Here is a 17,283-nt window from a genome sequence, read left to right as displayed (position 1 = left end):
GAGGCACCACGAAGGACGGCCATGCCCTCAGCCAGCTCGCTGTTCGCGCATGCGGACGACGGGGTCTTCTACGTCGGCCGCGAACGCTTCGGACCGACGTCCGTCACGGTCACGCCGACGCACATCACGGCGGTGACAGAGGACGGGACTCGTCACGACTACGCGCTGTCGGGCGTCTTCCAGGCGAGCGTCACCTCGACGTTCGACCACAGGCGACTCGTCGTGCGTCGGTGGAGCAGCGTCCTGCTGGTCACCACAGACCTCTTCGGTGGTCCGACCACCCTGTACACCTATCGCGGACGCTTCCTCACCTACCTGCTCGGCCTCGGCCCCTCGGACGTCGGCGGGACGCTCGGGGAGCTGGCACCGGAGAAGCCGCCGCGCTGGTGGGTCCGGGCCGTGTCACAGACCTTCGAGCAGTACGGCTATGCCCAACGGCTCAGGATCCTGGCCCTGGAGTCGACTGGCGTCATCGCGGACATCGAGTCCTGCCGCAGCTGGTCGGGCGCAGTGGCGTCGCGCAGAGCGGCGAAGGCAGCGCGAGCCCGGATCCGGGCGGCCCGGTAGTCGAGGTCGGGCGGCGGCCCTACGGCGTCGGGTCGTCGGTCGGGGAGGGGGCCGGTCGATCGACCTGGATCGTCCCGGGACCGCCGCGCTGTGGTGCCTCTCGGAGGAACCCGATCGCCAGGACGACCATCACGTAGACCACGGCGGGGATCCAGATGCCCATCGGCCGGGGACCGTCGGTCAGGGCCGTCCAGCCCTGCCAGTGCGCCACGCCCATGAAGCCGGCGATGAACAGCCCGTACCCGACGGCGAGCCAGACCTTCGCGCGTCGGCTGAAGTGCACGGGTCCGCCCCATCGTCGTGTGGTCGAGATCGGGGCGTGACTCTACCGGCGGTCGCCTGCTGCGTGACGACGCGCGATCAGAGCTGGTCGGTGGCGAACGTGTCGCAGGCCTCGAGGGTGCCCTGTTCGTAGCCGGTGGTGAACCAGCGCTCACGCTGCTCGCTGGAGCCGTGCGTCCACGAGTCCTGGTTCACGCTGCCGCCGGACTGCTCCTGGATGTTGTCGTCCCCGACAGCGGCCGCTGCGGCGAGCGCGTTCTGGAGCTGCTCCTGGGTGATCGGCTCGAGGTAGGTCACCCCGGTGTCCGGGTCCACGGTGCTCGCGGCCGCCCCGGCCCACATGCCGGCGTAGCAGTCGGCCTGCAGCTCCACCCGCACCGAGTCGGAGTCCGCGCCTGTGCCCTGGCGGTTCGCCTGGTCCATGACGCCGGTGATGTTCTGGATGTGGTGGCCGTACTCGTGGGCGATGACGTACTGCTCGGCCAGCGGGCCGTCCTCGGCGCCGAGCTGGGCGAGCTGGTCGAAGAACGAGACGTCGACGTAGATCGTGGCGTCGGGCGGGCAGTAGAACGGACCTGTGGAGCTCGACGCGTTGCCGCAGCCGGTGGCCACGGCGTCCGTGAACGTCACGGCGTCCGGCTGGCTGAACTGACCGCCGGCAGCCGACAGGGTCGCGCTCCAGTACGTGTCGAGCGAGTCGAGGGTCGCGCTGTAGAGGCAGTTGCGGTCCGTGTTCGCCTGCTCCGCGGTGCACGCGCCGACGGTCTCGCTGGTCTGGCCTCCGGGGTCCTGGACCGCCCCGGTGCTGCCGGAGAGGTCGACACCGGTGAACAGGTAGATCGCGAGGACGAGCAGTCCGACGGCACCGCCGCCGGCCGCGACCTTGCCGCCGCCGCCCTTGCGGACGCGGCCACCGCCGAAGCTGCCACCCTCCTGGAATGTCACCGGGGAACCGTAGCGGCGCGGCGGCGTGCGCGCGCGTCGAACGTCAGTTTTCGCCCAGTCCCCGGGCCGCGAGGGCGTCGCCGGTGGCCCGGGCGTGCGCGACCATCCGCACGGCGGCAGGCACGAGGATCGCGCGCGGCTCGCGGTCGAGCCCCCGGGCGCGGGCGGCGTCACGGGTCTCCAGCGACATCCGCGCCAGGACCGGGATGGTGCGCAGGAACAGGCCGACCGACAGCGCGACGACATCGGGGGACAGGCCGACGTGCCGCAGCGGTCGGGCCAGCCGGGCGAGGGCGTCGAGCAGGGTGTCCGCGCGCGTGGTAGCCGTGACGACGGCGCCGAGCAGGACGAGCGCGACGAGGTCGACGGAGACCTCCAGGGCGGTCGCCCACCCGCGCGCCCACCACTGGTAGGCGCCGATCAGAGCGGCGGTGACGAGTGCGGGGACCAGACCGCGGGTGGTGCGGTGCCACGGGATGCGGGCCACGAGCTGGGCCAGCAGGGCGATGCCGAGGAACGCCAGCGCGGACGCCGGGCCGCGGACGGCGACCACGGCGATCGCGAACATGGCCAGGAACGCGAGCTTGAGGCCGGCGGGCGCGCGGTGTATGACGGTCGTGCCGGGGTGGTACAGGCCGAGCGGACCTGCCCATGGCGGCCGGATCGGGCCGCTCACGCGCGCACCTGCATCAGCGCGCGGTAGTGGGCGACAGCCTGCGCGGAGTCGCCGTCGAACACGAGGGAGCCGTCGTCGACGACGAGCACGCGGTCGGCCTGCAGGGCGGCGTCGAGGTCGTGCGTCACGACGACGACCTGCTGGTCCAGGTCCGCGAGGAGCGCGTCGACCACGCCTCGCCACCGCAGATCGAGGAGAGTCGTCGGCTCGTCGCACACGAGGATCGCCGGCTCGGTCGCGAGCACCGACGCCAACGCGAGCAGCTGCCGCTGGCCCCCGGACAGGGCGTGCACGGGAACCTCCGCCCGGTCGGCCAGACCGAACCGGTCCAGCGCTGCCCGGGCGGCGACGTCCCGCTCCGCCGGGGTCATCGGCAGGCGGCGCAGGGACAGCGCGACGTCCTCGACCGGCGTCGGCATGACGAGCTGGGCGTCGGGGTCGGTGAACATGAACCCGACCGTGCGGCGGACCGCGGCCCCGTCCCGCGCGGTGTCCAGACCGTTCACACGGACGGTCCCGGACGACGGCAGGACGAGGCCGTTGAGCAGCCGGGCGAGGGTCGACTTGCCCGACCCGTTGGCGCCGACGATCGCGACCCGGTGCTCGACGAGCTCGAGGGTCACCGGCCCGAGCAGCCGGACGACGCGGTCCGCGCCACCGGCCGGGTCGGGGCTGTAGGCCGTGACGAGGACGTCGTCGAGCGCGATCATCGAGGTCAGCGGCGCGAGCGCAGCATGTCGGGGAACGCCTTGAAGACGGCGACGGCGACGGCGGCGGCGGCGAGGTTCTTCAGGACGTCCCCGGTCCAGTACACGACGTCGATGGCGAAGGCCTCAGGCAGGGTGATGCCGAGACGCACCATGAGCCCGACGATGCCGGCCGGGTGGATCGTCAGGAAGCTGGCGCCCAGGCCGGCCACGACCAGGAGCGGGTACCGCCAGGCCGACGGGGCGCGCCCGACGCCGTCGCCGTACCGGGCGGTGAGCCGGTCGGCGAGGGACGACGACCGCAGCCGCTCGGCGGTGCGCAGCGCCCACCCGGCCAGGACCCCCGCGAGCGCGGCGGCGAAGGGGAACGCGAGGAGGTACCCGACGGACGGTCCGGCGAGGACCGCGACCCCGCCGACGCCGCCAGAGAAGATGGGCAGCCCGGCCAGCCCGAGCACCACGTAGAGCAGCGCGGCTAGCCCGCCGCGGCGCCAGCCGAGGACCAGGCCGGCCAGGATCACCGCGAACGTCTGGAGAGTGATCGGCACGCCCGACGGGGTCGGGATGCCGGGCAGGATCGCGCACACCGCGATGAAGGCGGCGAACGTCGAGATGAGCGCGACGTCCGTGGTGACGGACGAGCGGGCGATCGGTGCGGGAAGTGCGACGGCGGGTGCGGCGGCGGTCTCGTTGTCAGGTGCGCTGGTCATGGCTACCCCTTGATCGTCGTGGCGAGTGCGCGGGAGTTACCGCTGGGCGGAGGGTGCATCGTCGGACCCGCTCGACCGAACGCCACGCTAGCCGGAAGTAGACTTGCTGGCGTTTGTGCCCGCGGCCAATGCCAGCGCGGCGAACTCGGAGGAAACCGTCAAGTGATCACTGCCCAGGCTGTCGAGCTGCGCATCGGCGCACGCGTGCTGCTCGAGGAGTCGTCGTTCCGCATCGCGGGCGGCGACCGGATCGGTCTGGTCGGTCGCAACGGCGCCGGCAAGACCACTCTCACCAAGACCCTGGCGGGGGAGACGCAGCCCACGGGCGGTCAGATCGTCCGCTCGGGCGATGTCGGCTACCTGCCGCAGGACCCTCGCACGGGTGACCTGGAGCAGCTCGCCATGGACCGGGTGCTGTCGGCCCGCGGCCTCGACGAGGTCGTGCGTGCCATGCGCGCCACCGAGACGGCGATGGCCAGCGAGGACGACGCCGTCCGCGAGAAGGCGATGGACCGCTACTCCCGGCTCGACTCCCGGTTCAACGCGGCCGGCGGGTACGCCGCCGAGAGCGAGGCGCACCGCATCGCGTCGAACCTCGGCCTCGACGAGCGCGTGCTCGGGCAGACCATCGGGACCCTCTCGGGTGGTCAGCGCCGCCGGGTCGAGCTCGCCCGCATCCTGTTCTCCGGTGTGGAGACGCTCCTCCTCGACGAGCCGACGAACCACCTCGACGCCGACTCGATCCTGTGGCTGCGCGACTACCTGAAGACGTACTCGGGCGGGCTCATCGTGATCTCCCACGACGCCGACCTGCTGCGTGCGGTCGTGAACAAGGTGTTCCACCTGGACGCCAACCGCTCGCAGCTCGACCAGTACGCCCTCGGCTGGGACGCGTACCTGCAGCAGCGCGAGACCGACGAGAAGCGCCGCCGCCGCGAGCGGGCCAACGCCGAGAAGAAGGCCTCCGCCCTGATGGCGCAGGCCGACAAGATGCGTGCCAAGGCCACCAAGACGGTCGCCGCGCAGAACATGGCGCGTCGCGCCGAGCGTCTGCTGTCCGGGCTCGAGGACGTCCGCGCGTCCGACAAGGTCGCGCGACTGCGGTTCCCCGAGCCCGCCGCCTGCGGCAAGACCCCGCTGACCGCCGCCGGGCTGTCCAAGACCTACGGGTCGCAGGAGGTCTTCACGGACGTCGACCTGGCGATCGACCGGGGGAGCAAGGTCGTGGTGCTCGGCCTCAACGGCGCCGGCAAGACCACCCTGCTGCGCATCCTGGGCGGCGTCGAGAAGTCCGACACGGGCGAGGTCCGCCCGGGGCACGGTCTCAAGCTCGGGTACTACGCGCAGGAGCACGAGACCCTCGACCTGGAGCGGACGGTCGTCGAGAACCTCAAGTCCTCCGCGCCCGACCTCACCGAGACCCAGGTGCGCTCCGTCCTGGGGTCGTTCCTCTTCTCGGGGGACGACGCCGACAAGCCCGCGCGCGTGCTGTCCGGGGGCGAGAAGACGCGCCTCGCGCTCGCGTCGCTCGTCGTGTCCAGCGCCAACGTGCTGCTGCTCGACGAGCCGACGAACAACCTCGACCCGGCGTCGCGCGAGGAGATCCTCGCGGCCCTGCGCGGCTACGCGGGCGCGGTGGTCCTCGTGTCGCACGACGAGGGTGCCGTGGCGGCGCTCGACCCGGAGCGGGTGCTGCTGCTGCCCGACGGCGACGAGGACCTGTGGAGCCCGGCGTACCTGGACCTCATCGCCCTGGCCTAACGGCTGTCCTGCTCGCCCAGCTGGGCGTCGATGAGCGCGTCCTCCGCGTCCTCGTCGCGACCCCCGCGGCGTCGCGGGACGTCGGGGGCCGACGGGCGGGGTCGTGGCGTGTCCCGGGTCGGCCACAGCTCGACGCCGTCCACCGTCACGGGTGGTGCCGCAGGCGCGGGCACGTCGGCCTCTCCAGCGGTGCGCCCGTCCTGCAGCTCCCGGCGGGCGGCCAGGCTGAACGCGACGAGGCCGCCGAGGGCGAAGGTCCACCACTGGAACGCGTACGACAGGTGCGACCCGGGGTCCGTGCTCGGCAGGGCGAGGGTGCCGGGGACCGGTTCGACCGACGGGTCCTCCGCGGTCATCGCGACGTACGCCTCGTAGGTGTCGCCCTCGACACCGCCGGCGGCCAGGACCTGCTCGGCGGAGATCGCCTGGACCTGCCCCGCGGGGGCGTCGCGGTTCGACGCCGGCTCGTCGTGGCGCAGGCGCGCGGTGAGCGTGATCGTGCCCTCCGGCGCGGCCGGCGGGGTGACATCGACGCTTCCGTCGGACCCCGGCGGGACCCAGCCCCGGTCGACGACGAGCACGCTGCCTGCCTGCGTCGGGTCGGCGGCTTCCCCGGCGGACGCGTCCTCGACCACGAACGGCACCAGCACGTGGTACGCGGGGGTGCCGTTGACGGGCCGGTTGCGCAGGAGGACCGTGCCGTCGCTCGCGTAGTGCCCGACGACGGTCACACGCTGCCACAGGTCGTCGTCCGTCAGCGGCGCGTCCGAGGTCGGCAGGACCGTGTCCAACGGCACCGGTTCGGCGGACCAGTTGGTCTCCACCACGGCGATCGCGCCGTCGCGCCACACGTGCCGACCCCACTGCCAGAACCCCAGGAACGTGCAGACGACCGCGAGGGCGACGCCGACGAGGACCAGACCCGTGGCGCGGCGAGCCGCGGGGCTCATGACCGGGGCGCGGACTCGAGATCCGCCGCGGGGACCACGCTCTGCAGGAACCCGCGCACGTCGAGGAACTGGCTCAGGTGCTCCCGGTGCTCGTCGCACGCCAGCCAGACCTTGCGCCGGTCCGGGGTGTGCAGCTTCGGGTTGTTCCAGAGCAGACCGTACGTGGCTTCGGCCCGGCAGCCGCGGCTGCTGCAGATGAGCTCGTCGACGGCATCGGGGACAGGGCCGAACAGGCTCACGTGCGACCGTCCGGCTCGTCGGTCGGGCGATCTGACGACGACAGCCCGCGGGGCGCGCCCGTGCCGGGACCGATCTCGCGCGCCGTCATGAACGACCCGTCCGAGTCGCGGCGCTCGCGGCCCGCGTTGGCGAACAGCACCGCGGAGTACGGGAGCACGACCGCTGCGATGATGAGCACCAGGGACGCCCACATCGGGATCCGGCCCCAGGACAGCACCGCACCGGCGAAGCAGATGATGCGGATGCCCATCTGGATCAGGTAGCGCTTCTGGCGACGGGCCAGGTCGTCGGTGAGCGGCTCGGGTGCGCTGGTGATGCTGTGGACCTCCTCCGAGGGGAGGTCCGGACGCCGACGGATGGTGCTCACCACGTGATTCTAGTCCGGCTCGGCTGTGGTGGCGCTGAGGGCCGGTGTTGTCCGGGTCCCACAACGCGGCGCGACGAACATGGGCGCGGACCCTGCCGCTACGCACCGGAAACGTCGGATAGCGTCGTGTCCCGTGCCTGAGACTTCCGACAACACAGTGAGCCCACGCAGCGTCCTGGTGACGGGTGCCAACCGCGGCATCGGGCGTGCCATCGCCGAGCGGTTCGTGGCCAACGGCGACAAGGTCGCGACGATCTACCGCTCCGGCGACCTGCCGGACGGGGTCCTCGGCGTGGTCGGCGACGTGCGCGACACGGCCAGCGTCGACGCGGCGTTCGCGCAGATCGAGGCCGAGCACGGCCCGGTCGAGGTGCTCGTCGCCAACGCGGGCGTCACGCGCGACCAGCTGCTCATGCGGATGACCGACGAGGAGTTCTCCGAGGTCCTCGACGTCAACCTCACCGGCGCCTTCCGCTGCGCCCGCCGCGCCAGCAAGGGCATGATCCGGCTGCGCCGCGGACGCATCATCTTCATCTCCTCGGTCGTTGGCCTGTACGGGTCGGCCGGCCAGGTCAACTACGCGGCCTCCAAGTCGGCGCTCGTCGGCATGGCCCGCTCGATCACCCGCGAGCTCGGCGGACGCGCGATCACCGCGAACGTCGTCGCACCCGGGTTCATCGACACCGACATGACGCGCGCGCTGCCCGAGGACAAGCAGAAGGCGTACCGCGAGTCCATCCCGCTCGGCCGGTTCGCTCTGCCCGACGAGGTGGCCGGCGTCGTGGAGTTCGTCGCGTCGGACGCGGCGGGCTACATCTCGGGGGCGGTCATCCCCGTCGACGGCGGCCTCGGCATGGGCCACTGACACTGACTTCGTACGGCGACACACAGAACGGAACACTCATGGGTCTGCTCGACGGCAAGAAGCTCCTCGTCACCGGCGTCCTCACGGACGGCTCCATCGCCTTCCACGTGGCACGGCTCGCGCAGCAGGAGGGCGCCGAGGTGCTCCTCACCTCGTTCGGCCGCCAGTTCCGGCTGACGCAGGCGATCTCGCGTCGTCTCCCGAAGGAGGCGACCGTCCTCCAGCTCGACGTCACCGACGGCGACGACCTGGCGGCGCTCGCGGACCGGGTGCGCGAGGCGGGCTTCGACTCGCTCGACGGTGTCGTGCACTCCATCGGCTTCGCGCCGCAGTCCGTCATGGGCGGCAACTTCCTGGCCGGCGAGTGGGACGACGTCGCGACCGCGCTGCAGGTCAGCGCGTACTCGCTGAAGTCGCTCGCGGTCGCCACGCAGCCGCTGCTGAGCTCCGGCGGCGCGATCGTCGGCCTCACGTTCGACGCCCGCTACGCGTGGCCGGTCTACGACTGGATGGGTGTCGCGAAGGCGGCCTTCGAGTCGACCTCGCGCTACCTGGCCCGCGACCTCGGCCCGCACGGCATCCGCGTGAACCTGGTCTCCGCCGGGCCGATCCGCACCACGGCCGCCAAGTCGATCCCCGGCTTCGAGGCCATGGAGGGCGGCTGGCCGGAGCGTGCCCCGCTGGGCTGGGACGCGTTCGACCCGGAGCCGACGGCCCGTGCGGTCGCGGCGCTGCTGTCCGACTGGTTCCCGGCGACCACCGGCGAGATCGTGCACGTCGACGGCGGCTACCACGCGATGGGGCTGTGACGCCCGCGCCTGGGCGGAGCCCGCAGGGTAGTGGGACGCTGAGCCGGTGACGTCCGAGACCGGCCCCCGGCGACTCCTGCTGCTGCGCCATGCGAAGGCGGAGCACCCGGAGTCGCTCCCGGACATCCAGCGCCCGCTGTCGCTCGTCGGTCGCAAGCAGTCCGCGAAGGTCGGCGCCGCCGTGGCCGCGGACGACCTCCTACCCGACCTCGTGCTCTGCTCGAGCAGCGTGCGCACCCGGCAGACGTGGGACCTCGTCCGCTCGGGTCTCGGGACCGAACCCGACGTCCGGTATCTCGACGACCTGTACTACGCGGGGTCGAGCGCCCTGGTCGAGCTGGTGCGGGCGGTGCCCGCCGACGTGCGGACGGTGCTCGTCGTGGGCCACGAGCCGACGATGTCGCAGGCGGCGGTCCTGCTGGCCGGACCGGACTCCGACCCGGCAACGCTCGACCGGGTCCGGGTCGGCGTGCCGACCGCCAGCTGGACGCTGCTGGAGGTGGGTGCCTGGGACACGCTCGCCGCCGGGACGGCCGGCCTGCGCAGGCTCGCCGTCCCTCAGTAGAGGCGGCGCAGGACCTCGGTCCGGCCGACGTCGCCGGCGAGGTCCGTGCTGGCCGTGACCAGGTCGATCCCGCCGACGAGCGGTCGCTCGACCAGACGACGGACCTCGGGGTCGGTCACGGTCTGCGTGAGCCGGAGGGCGATCGCCGCCCCGTCGACCACGTCGAACGGGCGGCCGTGGAACCTCGACGTGCGCTCGGGCGCCGGTGCGGTCAGACCGAGGGCGTTGTGCCGTCGGACGAGCTCGACGAGCACGTCCCCGAGCCTGCGCTGCCGCTCCGCCGACTCCGACGCCGCGAGGACGGCGGCCAGCGCCGACCGCAACGGCCCGGTCGACGCGAGCCGCGCGAGCGCGGTGCCGAGCCACTTGTCGTAGGGCGCGTACCGGCGCTCCTGGAGGAACGCGAGCTGGACGCCGGTGCGGCACACGCGGGCGGTGACGAGGCGCGACCCCAGGTCGTCGCCGGCCATCCCGGCGCGTGGGGCCAGGTGCTCGTCCTGACCGATCGCCGTCCACGCCGCAGCCTGCTGGTAGAGCCAGACATCGTGCGGGTAGTAGCGCAACCGCTCCCGGACCGCCTCGAGCCCGAGGTCGTCGTGGAGGACGGCTCCCGCCGTGAGCGACAGCAGGCGCTGCTGCGGGACGACCAGCCAGTCGGCGGCGGTCATCGGACCGCGCGGGTCGACCGGGCCGAGGAGCCGGCGCAGGAGGTCGTCGATCGTGAGGATCTCGACGCGGTGCTCCACCGGGCCGGTCGCGGTGCCGTCGCCGAGACCACGGGTGCCGTCCGACGCCGCCGGGGCCGCCCGGCTGGTCCAGCCTCCGATCTGCGTGGGGAGGCGGTGGCGCAGCTCCTCGTGCAGGTCGGTGGCCTGCTCGGCATGGTCTGCGGGGGACAGCAGCACCTGCAGCCGCGGACCCCAGTCGTGGTCGGTCGACGTCGCGTCGTCGAGTCCCAGCACGTCCGAGCCGGGGCCGACGAGCGCCGCGGTGTGCGCGAGCCCGCGCTCGGCCAGGACCGGGCGGACGACGTCGTAGAGCATCCGCGCCAGCTCGAGGCCGGGCACGAACGCGGTCACGGCAAGAAGACCGGCAGGTCGAGGACCGCGTCGAGACGGTCGCGCACCACCGCGTCGGCGGCCTCGCACAGCAGCGGCTTGGCGTTGAACGCGATCCCGAACCCGGCGGCGACGACCATGTCGATGTCGTTGGCACCGTCGCCGATGGCGATCGTGCGCTCCATCGGGATGCCGACGGACTCGGCGTACTCGCGCAGCACCGCCGCCTTGGCTGCGCGGTCGATCACCGGGCCGCGGACCTTGCCCGTGAGGTGACCGTCGACGACCTCGAGCGCGTTCGCGCGGGTCAGCGTGATGCCGAAGGACGCGGCCAGCGGACGGACGATCTCGATGAACCCACCCGAGACGAGCCCGACGGGCCATCCGCGGGCGCCCATCTCCGCGACCAGCTCACGGGCCCCCGGCGACGGCTCCACCGCGGCGAGCACGTCGGCCAGCACGGACTCCGGCAGGCCGGCGAGCGTCGCGACGCGCTCGTGCAACGAGGCAGCGAAGTCGATCTCGCCGCGCATCGCCCGCTCGGTGATCTCGGTGACCAGGACCTCGGCGCCGGCGTGCGCGGCGAGCAGCTCGACGACCTCACCGGTGATGAACGTCGAGTCGACGTCCATGACGACGAGGTGGGGCTCGTAGGTGCTCACGGGACGTGAGGGTAGTGCCGCAGGACCGGCGCGCGTCGCGGCCGTTCACTCCGGGATGACGGTCCCCTTCGGGACGACCGTGATGCCGGACTCCGTGACGGTGAAGCCACGGGCGCGGTCGTGGTCGTGGTCGAGGCCGATCCGGACGCGTTCCGGGACGACGACGTTCTTGTCGATGATCGCCCGGTGGACCTGGGCGTACCGGCCGATGTGGACGTCGTCGAACAGCACCGAGTCCGTGACCTGCGCCCACGAGTGCAGCCGGACGCCCGGGGAGAGCACCGACCCGGACACGGTCGCTCCGGAGACCAGCACACCCGGGGAGACGACGGAGTCGACCGCGTGGCCGAGCCTGCCCGCGCCCGCGTGGATGAACTTGGCGGGGGCGAGGCTCGTGTACCCGCTGTAGAGCGGCCACTCGTCGTTGTAGAGGTTGAACACCGGCTCGATCGAGATCAGGTCGATGTTCGCCTCGTAGAACGCGTCGATCGTCCCGACGTCGCGCCAGTAGTCGCGGTCGCGCGGGGTGGAGCCGGGCACGTCGTTGCGCAGGAAGTCGTAGACGCCGGCGGTGCCGCGCTCGACGAAGTACGGAGCGATGTCCCCACCCATGTCATGGCGCGAACCGACGTTCTCCGCATCCGCGGTCACGGCGGCGACGAGGGCGTCCGCATTGGCGACGTAGTTGCCCATCGACGCGAGGATCTCGCCGGGGGAGTCGGCCAGGCCCACCGGGTCGGTCGGCTTCTCGAGGAACGCCTTGATGCGCGTGGGGTCCGTCGGGTCGACCTCGATGACGCCGAACTGGTCGGCCTCCTCGATCGGCTGGCGGATCGCGGCGACGGTGAACTCGGCGCCCGAGGCGATGTGGGCGTCGACCATCTGGGAGAAGTCCATGCGGTACACGTGGTCGGCGCCGACCACGACCACGATGTCGGGGCGCTCGTCCTCGATGATGTTCAGGCACTGGTAGATCGCGTCGGCGCTGCCCAGGTACCAGTGCTTGCCCACGCGCTGCTGCGCCGGCACGGCCGCCACGTAGTTGCCCAGCAGCGGCGACATGCGCCACGTCTTGGACACGTGCCGGTCGAGGCTGTGCGACTTGTACTGGGTCAGCACGATGACGTGCAGGTACCGCGAGTTGATGACGTTCGACAGGGCGAAGTCGATCAGCCGGTACAGGCCCCCGAAGGGCACCGCCGGCTTGGCACGGTCGGCGGTGAGGGGCATCAGACGTTTGCCCTCCCCACCTGCGAGGACGATAGCGAGGACGCGCGGCGCTGCCATGGGCACGACCCTAGGCCCCCGACGCGGTCCCAGCGAGGCGTGCGGCCGCTCAGGCGCTAGCGTGTCGGCGGGAGAACCGGTCGTCCGTGCCGGTCGGCGAGGGGATGGTTGAAGTGCGTGTCGACCTGCTGACCAGGGAGTACCCGCCGCACGTCTACGGCGGGGCGGGCGTCCACGTCGCGGGGCTGACCCGCGTGCTGGAGCGCAGCATCGACGTGCGCGTGCACTGCTTCGACGGGCCGCGGGACGCGCCGGGGGTGCTCGGGTACTCGGTGCCCACCGAGCTCGCGGGAGCGAACGCCGCGCTGCAGACGTTCGGGGTCGACCTGGAGATGGCCGACGCGGTGGGCGCGGTCGGGGCCGACGGGATCGCGTCGGACCTGGTGCACTCGCACACGTGGTACGCCAACCTCGGCGGCCACCTGGCGGGCCTGCTGCACGGGCTGCCGCACGTGGTCAGCGCCCACAGCCTCGAGCCCCTGCGCCCGTGGAAGGCCGAGCAGCTGGGCGGCGGCTACGCGCTGTCCAGCTGGGCCGAGAAGACCGCGTACGAGGGTGCCGCCGCGGTCATCGCGGTCAGCGGCGGGATGCGCGAGGACATCCTGCGGGCCTACCCGAAGGTCGACCCGGCGCTGGTCAAGGTGGTGCACAACGGCATCGACCTCGACCAGTGGCAGCGCCCGACCAGCGACGAGGCCGTGGCCGCCGCGGGGGCCACCGTGCGCCGGCTCGGCATCGACCCGTCCCGCCCGAGCGTCGTGTTCGTCGGCCGCATCACCCGGCAGAAGGGTCTGCCCTACTTCCTGCGGGCGGTCGAGCTGCTGCCGCCCGACGTCCAGGTGGTGCTCTGCGCCGGGGCGCCGGACACGCCGCAGATCATGGCCGAGGTCACGGGGCTGGTCGAGCAGCTGCGCGCCAAGCGGTCCGGCGTGGTCTGGATCGAGCAGATGCTCCCGCGCGACGAGCTCATCGCGGTCCTCATGCACGGCACGGTCTTCGCGTGCCCCTCGGTCTACGAGCCCCTCGGCATCGTCAACCTCGAGGCCATGGCGGTCGGGCTCCCGGTCGTGGGGACCGCCACCGGCGGCATCCCGGAGGTGATCGACGACGGCGTGACCGGTCGGCTCGTGCCGATCGACCAGCTGCAGGACGGCACCGGCACCCCGGTCGACCCCGAGGCGTTCGTCCACGACCTGGCCGATGCGCTCACCGACGTGGTCGGGAACACCGCCCGGACCGCGCAGTGGGGCCTGGCCTCGCGCCGGCGGGTCGAGGACCACTTCACGTGGGAGGCGATCGCCGAGCGGACGATCGAGGTCTACCGGGCGGCACTCGCCGGACGCTAGGCGGTCAGCCGTGACGCCGCCGCGGCCATCGCGCGGCGGGCCATCCGGTCGACCTCGCGCAGCGCGGTGGACCGTTGGTCGGCCTGCCACAGGTTGACCGCGGCGCCATCGTCCTGCGTGGCCAGTGCGACGATCGCCCGCAGCCGCGCCGCGCTGGCCAGCACGCGTACGCGGCGCCCGTCGAGCCAGTCCGGCAGGCGCCACGCGGGCAGCTCGAGCTCACGCAGGGCGGCGACCGCCTCGGCCGCGTCGGGGCGCCAGCGCGCGATGTCCAGCTTCACGAGCGCCTCCGTCGCCTGCAGCAGCCCGTGGCGCAGCTCCCGCTCGGCGTCCTGCAGGGACCCCGTCTGGGCGTGCACGGCGTGCCGCCAGTCGGGTACGTCCGACAGCTCCCAGGTCACCAGGTGACCCGGCTCCAGCGCGGACCCGAACCGCTGCACCACCGGCACCGCCACGAGACACGCCTGCGGCGTCCGCACCAGGACCGCCTCGCCGGCGTCGGTCGCGGCCGAGCTGACCGACGCGGGCGTCGCCCCCGGGTCGCCCGGCACGGGCAGGACCGTCGCGACGTCGCGGGGCGACCCGTCGCAGGCGTCGAGCAGGGTGCTGAGCGGCTCGTCGGACACGTCGTCGCGCGGCGGCTCGTCCGCCGCCGGCCGGCGCTGCACCGAGTGCGGCTCGTCGTCGGACTGCACGGCGCCGACCAGGACCGAGCGGTCGGTCGTGTCGTCGGCCAGCCACAGGGCGAGCAGCACCGAGCGCGGCAGCTCGAGGGTCAGGTCCACCGGACCACGGTAGGACGTGACCCAGCCCACCGGCGACCGGCCCGCCCGCCTCGGGATCGCCGGTTAGGGTCATGCCCATGACCGACGTGCTCGACCTGCAGGCCGTGACGATCCGCCGGGGAACGACGACGATCCTGGACGAGGTGACGTGGACGGTCCGGGACGGCGAGCGGTGGGTGGTGCTCGGCCGCAACGGTGCCGGCAAGACCACCCTGCTGCAGGTCGCGTCCGGCCGGATGCACCCCACGACCGGCACGGCCGACCTGCTGGGCTCGCGCCTGGGGCGCGTCGACGTCTTCGAGCTGCGCCCGCGCATCGGCCTGTCGAGCGCGTCGCTGGCGGACCGGATCCCGGCGGGGGAGACGGTGCGGGACGTCGTGCTCACGGCTGCCTACGGCGTCACCGGTCGCTGGCGGGAGGCGTACGAGTCGCTCGACGAGTCACGTGCGACCGACCTGCTGGCTGCGTTCGGCGTGGCCCACCTGTCCGACCGGTACTTCGGCACCCTCAGCGAGGGTGAGCGCAAGCGCGTCCAGATCGCCCGGTCGCTCATGACGGACCCGGAGCTGTTGCTGCTCGACGAGCCCGCCGCCGGACTGGACCTCGGCGGTCGCGAGGAGCTCGTCGCGGCGCTCGCGGAGCTCGCCGGTGACCACAAGTCACCGGTGCTGGTGCTGGTCACGCACCACGTCGAGGAGATCCCGCCCGGCTTCACGCACATCCTGCTGCTGCGCCAAGGGAAGGCGTTCGCGGCGGGTCCGATCGACGAGGTGCTCACGGCCGAGACCCTGTCGGGGGCGTTCGACCTGCCGCTGACGGTGGACCACACCGACGGCCGCTGGTCTGCTCGGGCGGCGTCCGCCCAGGGCTGAGCGTTTGCCCACAGATTCGCAAAGAAAGCGTCTAGGATCGGTTGACCGCAGGGTCCGCCGTCGGAGCCTGCTCGATCGAGGGAGTGGCCCGATGGGCTGGCTGTGGTGGATCGGTGCGGCGCTCGTCCTGGGCATCCTCGAGATGCTCTCCCTCGACCTCGTGCTCGCGATGTTCGCCGGTGGAGCCATCGCCGGCGCAATCGCCTACCTGTTCGGCGCGTCGGTGCCGGTGCAGTTCATCGTCGCCGCGCTGACCTCGGTGCTGCTGCTCTTCACGCTGCGCCCGTGGCTCCTGCGGCACCTGCGCGCGCGGATGCCGCTGGTGGAGACCAACGCCGCGGCGCTGGTCGGCCGCGAGGCCGTGGTGGTCTCGACGGTCACCGGCGAGGGTGGTCGCGTCAAGCTCGCCGGTGAGGTGTGGAGCGCCCGGGTGGACGCCGTCCAGACGATCCCGCCCGGCACGGAGGTCCGCGTGACGCGGATCGAGGGCGCCACGGCGGTCGTCGCACCGGTGCCCGGGCTCTGACCCCACCGTCTCGTACGTCGCGCGGGCACCTCGCCCGCGCTCGACTCCTGGAGGATCCATGGACGACCCGAACGGTGGGCAGATCGCCCTCTTCATCGTGCTGGGACTGGTGCTGCTGTTCGTCGTCATCGCGCTCGTCCGGGCGGTCAAGATCGTCCCGCAGGCCGTCGCGATCATCGTCGAACGCCTCGGGCGCTACTCCCGCACGCTGGACGCCGGCCTGCACCTGCTGATCCCGTTCGTCGACCGCGTGCGCGCCGGCGTCGACCTGCGCGAGCAGGTGGTGTCGTTCCCGCCGCAGCCGGTGATCACGTCCGACAACCTCGTGGTGAGCATCGACACGGTGATCTACTTCCAGGTGACGGAGCCGAAGTCGGCGGTCTACGAGATCGCCAACTACATCCAGGGCATCGAGCAGCTCACGGTGACCACCCTGCGCAACGTCGTCGGGTCGATGGACCTCGAGCAGACGCTGACCAGCCGTGACCAGATCAACGGTCAGCTCCGTGGCGTGCTCGACGAGGCGACCGGGCGCTGGGGCGTGCGCGTGAACCGCGTCGAGCTCAAGTCGATCGATCCGCCGGACAGCATCAAGGGCTCGATGGAGCAGCAGATGCGCGCCGAGCGTGACCGTCGTGCGGCCATCCTCACGGCCGAGGGCTTCAAGCAGTCGCAGATCCTCACGGCGGAGGGCGAGAAGCAGGCGGCGATCCTGCGGGCCGAGGGTGGCGCCCAGGCGGCGATCCTGACGGCCGAGGGTGAGGCGCGCGCGATCCTGCAGGTCTTCGACGCGGTGCACCGCGGTGACGCCGACCCGAAGCTGCTGGCGTACCAGTACCTGCAGACGCTGCCGAAGATCGCGGCGAGCCCGTCGAACAAGATGTGGTTCCTGCCGTCCGAGCTGACCAGCGCGCTGGGCGTGTTCGCCAAGGGGTTCGGCGGACCGGTCACCGACGACGGCAGCGTGCCGGACTCCGGCCGAGCCGCCGGCACGTCACCGCTGGGTGACGACCTGCCGCCCACGACGCTGACGGACCCGGCGGAGGCGCTGGCCGAGGCGCGGCGCGAGTCGGCGGCGGCGACCGCGGACGCGACGAGCTCCGGCACGCTCAGCGGGCTGCCGTTCGACCCGTCCGTGGAGCTGGGCCAGCGGCCCGGTGGGGGAGCGGTGCCGGCGCGGTCGCCGGAGCCGCCGCCGGAGGACGCCCCGCCCGCCTGACCGAAGGGCCGGACCCCGACGAGGGATCCGGCCCTTCACCATGTTCGCTCACAGCGAACATGGTGGACGGAGTGAGTGCTCACT

At 72.5% G+C, this 17,283-nt stretch carries 21 protein-coding genes; 9 read left to right on the top strand and 12 right to left on the bottom strand.

From position 1 onward, the window contains the following. The first annotated feature begins 21 nt into the window (after positions 1–21). Complete coding sequence (locus ASD16_RS08610) at positions 22–567, top strand: hypothetical protein (RefSeq protein WP_055915426.1); 546 nt, start codon at positions 22–24, stop codon at positions 565–567. A 19-nt stretch (positions 568–586) separates the two neighbouring features. Here the strand turns inward: ASD16_RS08610 and ASD16_RS08605 are convergent, their stop codons facing one another. The 5 genes from ASD16_RS08605 to ASD16_RS08585 form a co-directional block, all read right to left on the bottom strand. Beyond that, positions 587–850 carry a hypothetical protein gene (locus ASD16_RS08605; RefSeq protein WP_055915423.1) on the bottom strand — a complete coding sequence of 88 codons (264 nt, stop codon included), beginning with the start codon at positions 848–850 and terminating at the stop codon, positions 587–589. 77 nt (positions 851–927) lie between these two features. Next, entirely contained in the window at positions 928–1,794 is an 867-nt protein-coding gene (locus ASD16_RS08600) for a neutral zinc metallopeptidase (RefSeq protein ID WP_055915420.1), read from the bottom strand. Positions 1,795–1,837: 43 nt separating this feature from the next. Next, a complete protein-coding gene (locus tag ASD16_RS08595) occupies positions 1,838–2,470 on the bottom strand; it encodes an energy-coupling factor transporter transmembrane protein EcfT (protein ID WP_055915419.1) in 633 nt (210 codons plus the stop codon). Further along, complete coding sequence (locus ASD16_RS08590; protein ID WP_055915415.1) at positions 2,467–3,180, bottom strand: energy-coupling factor ABC transporter ATP-binding protein; 714 nt, start codon at positions 3,178–3,180, stop codon at positions 2,467–2,469. The genes ASD16_RS08595 and ASD16_RS08590 overlap by 4 nt, the downstream gene beginning before the upstream one ends. Positions 3,181–3,185: 5 nt before the next feature. Then, the gene (locus ASD16_RS08585; RefSeq protein ID WP_055915412.1) at positions 3,186–3,887 is read right to left on the bottom strand and encodes a biotin transporter BioY; all 702 of its coding nucleotides are present in this window, start codon (positions 3,885–3,887) and stop codon (positions 3,186–3,188) included. 162 nt (positions 3,888–4,049) lie between these two features. Here ASD16_RS08585 and abc-f point away from each other — a divergent pair, with 162 nt between their 5' ends. Beyond that, a complete protein-coding gene (abc-f, locus tag ASD16_RS08580; RefSeq protein ID WP_055915410.1) occupies positions 4,050–5,648 on the top strand; it encodes a ribosomal protection-like ABC-F family protein in 1,599 nt (532 codons plus the stop codon). On the opposite strand, the gene ASD16_RS08575 is transcribed toward abc-f, so the two are convergent. Genes ASD16_RS08575 through ASD16_RS08565 form a run of 3 tightly spaced genes read right to left on the bottom strand, consistent with a single transcriptional unit; the run spans position 5,645 to position 7,205 of the window. Beyond that, on the bottom strand, positions 5,645–6,598 hold the full coding sequence (locus tag ASD16_RS08575; RefSeq protein WP_055915406.1) for an SURF1 family protein: 954 nt from the start codon (positions 6,596–6,598) through the stop codon (positions 5,645–5,647). The two genes, abc-f and ASD16_RS08575, sit on opposite strands and share 4 nt — an antisense overlap. Further along, entirely contained in the window at positions 6,595–6,837 is a 243-nt protein-coding gene (locus ASD16_RS08570) for a hypothetical protein (RefSeq protein ID WP_055915403.1), read from the bottom strand. Before ASD16_RS08570 ends, ASD16_RS08575 begins: the two co-directional genes overlap by 4 nt. Continuing rightward, entirely contained in the window at positions 6,834–7,205 is a 372-nt protein-coding gene (locus ASD16_RS08565) for a DUF3099 domain-containing protein (RefSeq protein WP_055915935.1), read from the bottom strand. The genes ASD16_RS08570 and ASD16_RS08565 overlap by 4 nt, the downstream gene beginning before the upstream one ends. Positions 7,206–7,338: 133 nt before the next feature. On the opposite strand from ASD16_RS08565, the gene ASD16_RS08560 reads away from it, so the two are divergent. From ASD16_RS08560 to ASD16_RS08550, 3 genes are read left to right on the top strand one after another with little or no spacing between them, the layout of a single operon-like run. Next, entirely contained in the window at positions 7,339–8,070 is a 732-nt protein-coding gene (locus ASD16_RS08560; RefSeq protein WP_055915400.1) for a beta-ketoacyl-ACP reductase, read from the top strand. Between the two features lie 38 nt (positions 8,071–8,108). Beyond that, the gene (gene fabI / locus ASD16_RS08555) at positions 8,109–8,879 is read left to right on the top strand and encodes an enoyl-ACP reductase FabI (RefSeq protein ID WP_055915397.1); all 771 of its coding nucleotides are present in this window, start codon (positions 8,109–8,111) and stop codon (positions 8,877–8,879) included. Positions 8,880–8,925: 46 nt separating this feature from the next. Beyond that, complete coding sequence (locus ASD16_RS08550; RefSeq protein WP_055915394.1) at positions 8,926–9,444, top strand: histidine phosphatase family protein; 519 nt, start codon at positions 8,926–8,928, stop codon at positions 9,442–9,444. Here the strand turns inward: ASD16_RS08550 and ASD16_RS08545 are convergent. The 3 genes from ASD16_RS08545 to glgC are packed head-to-tail and all read right to left on the bottom strand — an operon-like array spanning position 9,438 to position 12,451. Further along, the gene (locus ASD16_RS08545) at positions 9,438–10,523 is read right to left on the bottom strand and encodes a DUF4037 domain-containing protein (RefSeq protein ID WP_055915391.1); all 1,086 of its coding nucleotides are present in this window, start codon (positions 10,521–10,523) and stop codon (positions 9,438–9,440) included. The two genes, ASD16_RS08550 and ASD16_RS08545, sit on opposite strands and share 7 nt — an antisense overlap. After that, positions 10,520–11,164 (bottom strand): phosphoserine phosphatase SerB, encoded by a 645-nt coding sequence (serB, locus tag ASD16_RS08540; RefSeq protein ID WP_255356336.1) that lies wholly within the window; start codon positions 11,162–11,164, stop codon positions 10,520–10,522. The genes ASD16_RS08545 and serB overlap by 4 nt, the downstream gene beginning before the upstream one ends. A 45-nt stretch (positions 11,165–11,209) precedes the next feature. After that, a complete protein-coding gene (gene glgC / locus ASD16_RS08535) occupies positions 11,210–12,451 on the bottom strand; it encodes a glucose-1-phosphate adenylyltransferase (protein ID WP_055915388.1) in 1,242 nt (413 codons plus the stop codon). Between the two features lie 113 nt (positions 12,452–12,564). Between glgC and glgA the strand changes: the two genes are divergently transcribed. Then, complete coding sequence (glgA, locus tag ASD16_RS08530) at positions 12,565–13,797, top strand: glycogen synthase (RefSeq protein ID WP_055915385.1); 1,233 nt, start codon at positions 12,565–12,567, stop codon at positions 13,795–13,797. Here glgA and ASD16_RS08525 read toward each other — a convergent pair. Continuing rightward, a complete protein-coding gene (locus ASD16_RS08525; protein ID WP_055915930.1) occupies positions 13,794–14,582 on the bottom strand; it encodes a hypothetical protein in 789 nt (262 codons plus the stop codon). The two genes, glgA and ASD16_RS08525, sit on opposite strands and share 4 nt — an antisense overlap. Positions 14,583–14,659: 77 nt before the next feature. On the opposite strand from ASD16_RS08525, the gene ASD16_RS08520 reads away from it, so the two are divergent. The 3 genes from ASD16_RS08520 to ASD16_RS08510 all read left to right on the top strand — a co-directional run bounded on the left by ASD16_RS08520 (position 14,660) and on the right by ASD16_RS08510 (position 17,199). Further along, positions 14,660–15,454 (top strand): ABC transporter ATP-binding protein, encoded by a 795-nt coding sequence (locus ASD16_RS08520; RefSeq protein ID WP_055915381.1) that lies wholly within the window; start codon positions 14,660–14,662, stop codon positions 15,452–15,454. Between the two features lie 91 nt (positions 15,455–15,545). Continuing rightward, positions 15,546–15,980, top strand: a complete 435-nt coding sequence (locus tag ASD16_RS08515) for an NfeD family protein (RefSeq protein ID WP_055915379.1) — start codon at positions 15,546–15,548, stop codon at positions 15,978–15,980. Positions 15,981–16,038: 58 nt separating this feature from the next. Further along, positions 16,039–17,199 (top strand): SPFH domain-containing protein, encoded by a 1,161-nt coding sequence (locus ASD16_RS08510; RefSeq protein WP_055915374.1) that lies wholly within the window; start codon positions 16,039–16,041, stop codon positions 17,197–17,199. Positions 17,200–17,283 lie beyond the last annotated feature (84 nt).

Origin of the sequence: Cellulomonas sp. Root485, from assembly GCF_001426705.1 — a bacterium.
GTDB lineage: Bacteria > Actinomycetota > Actinomycetes > Actinomycetales > Cellulomonadaceae > Cellulomonas.
Note: the sequence above shows the minus strand (reverse complement) of the source record. Positions and strands in the feature narration are given on the sequence as shown.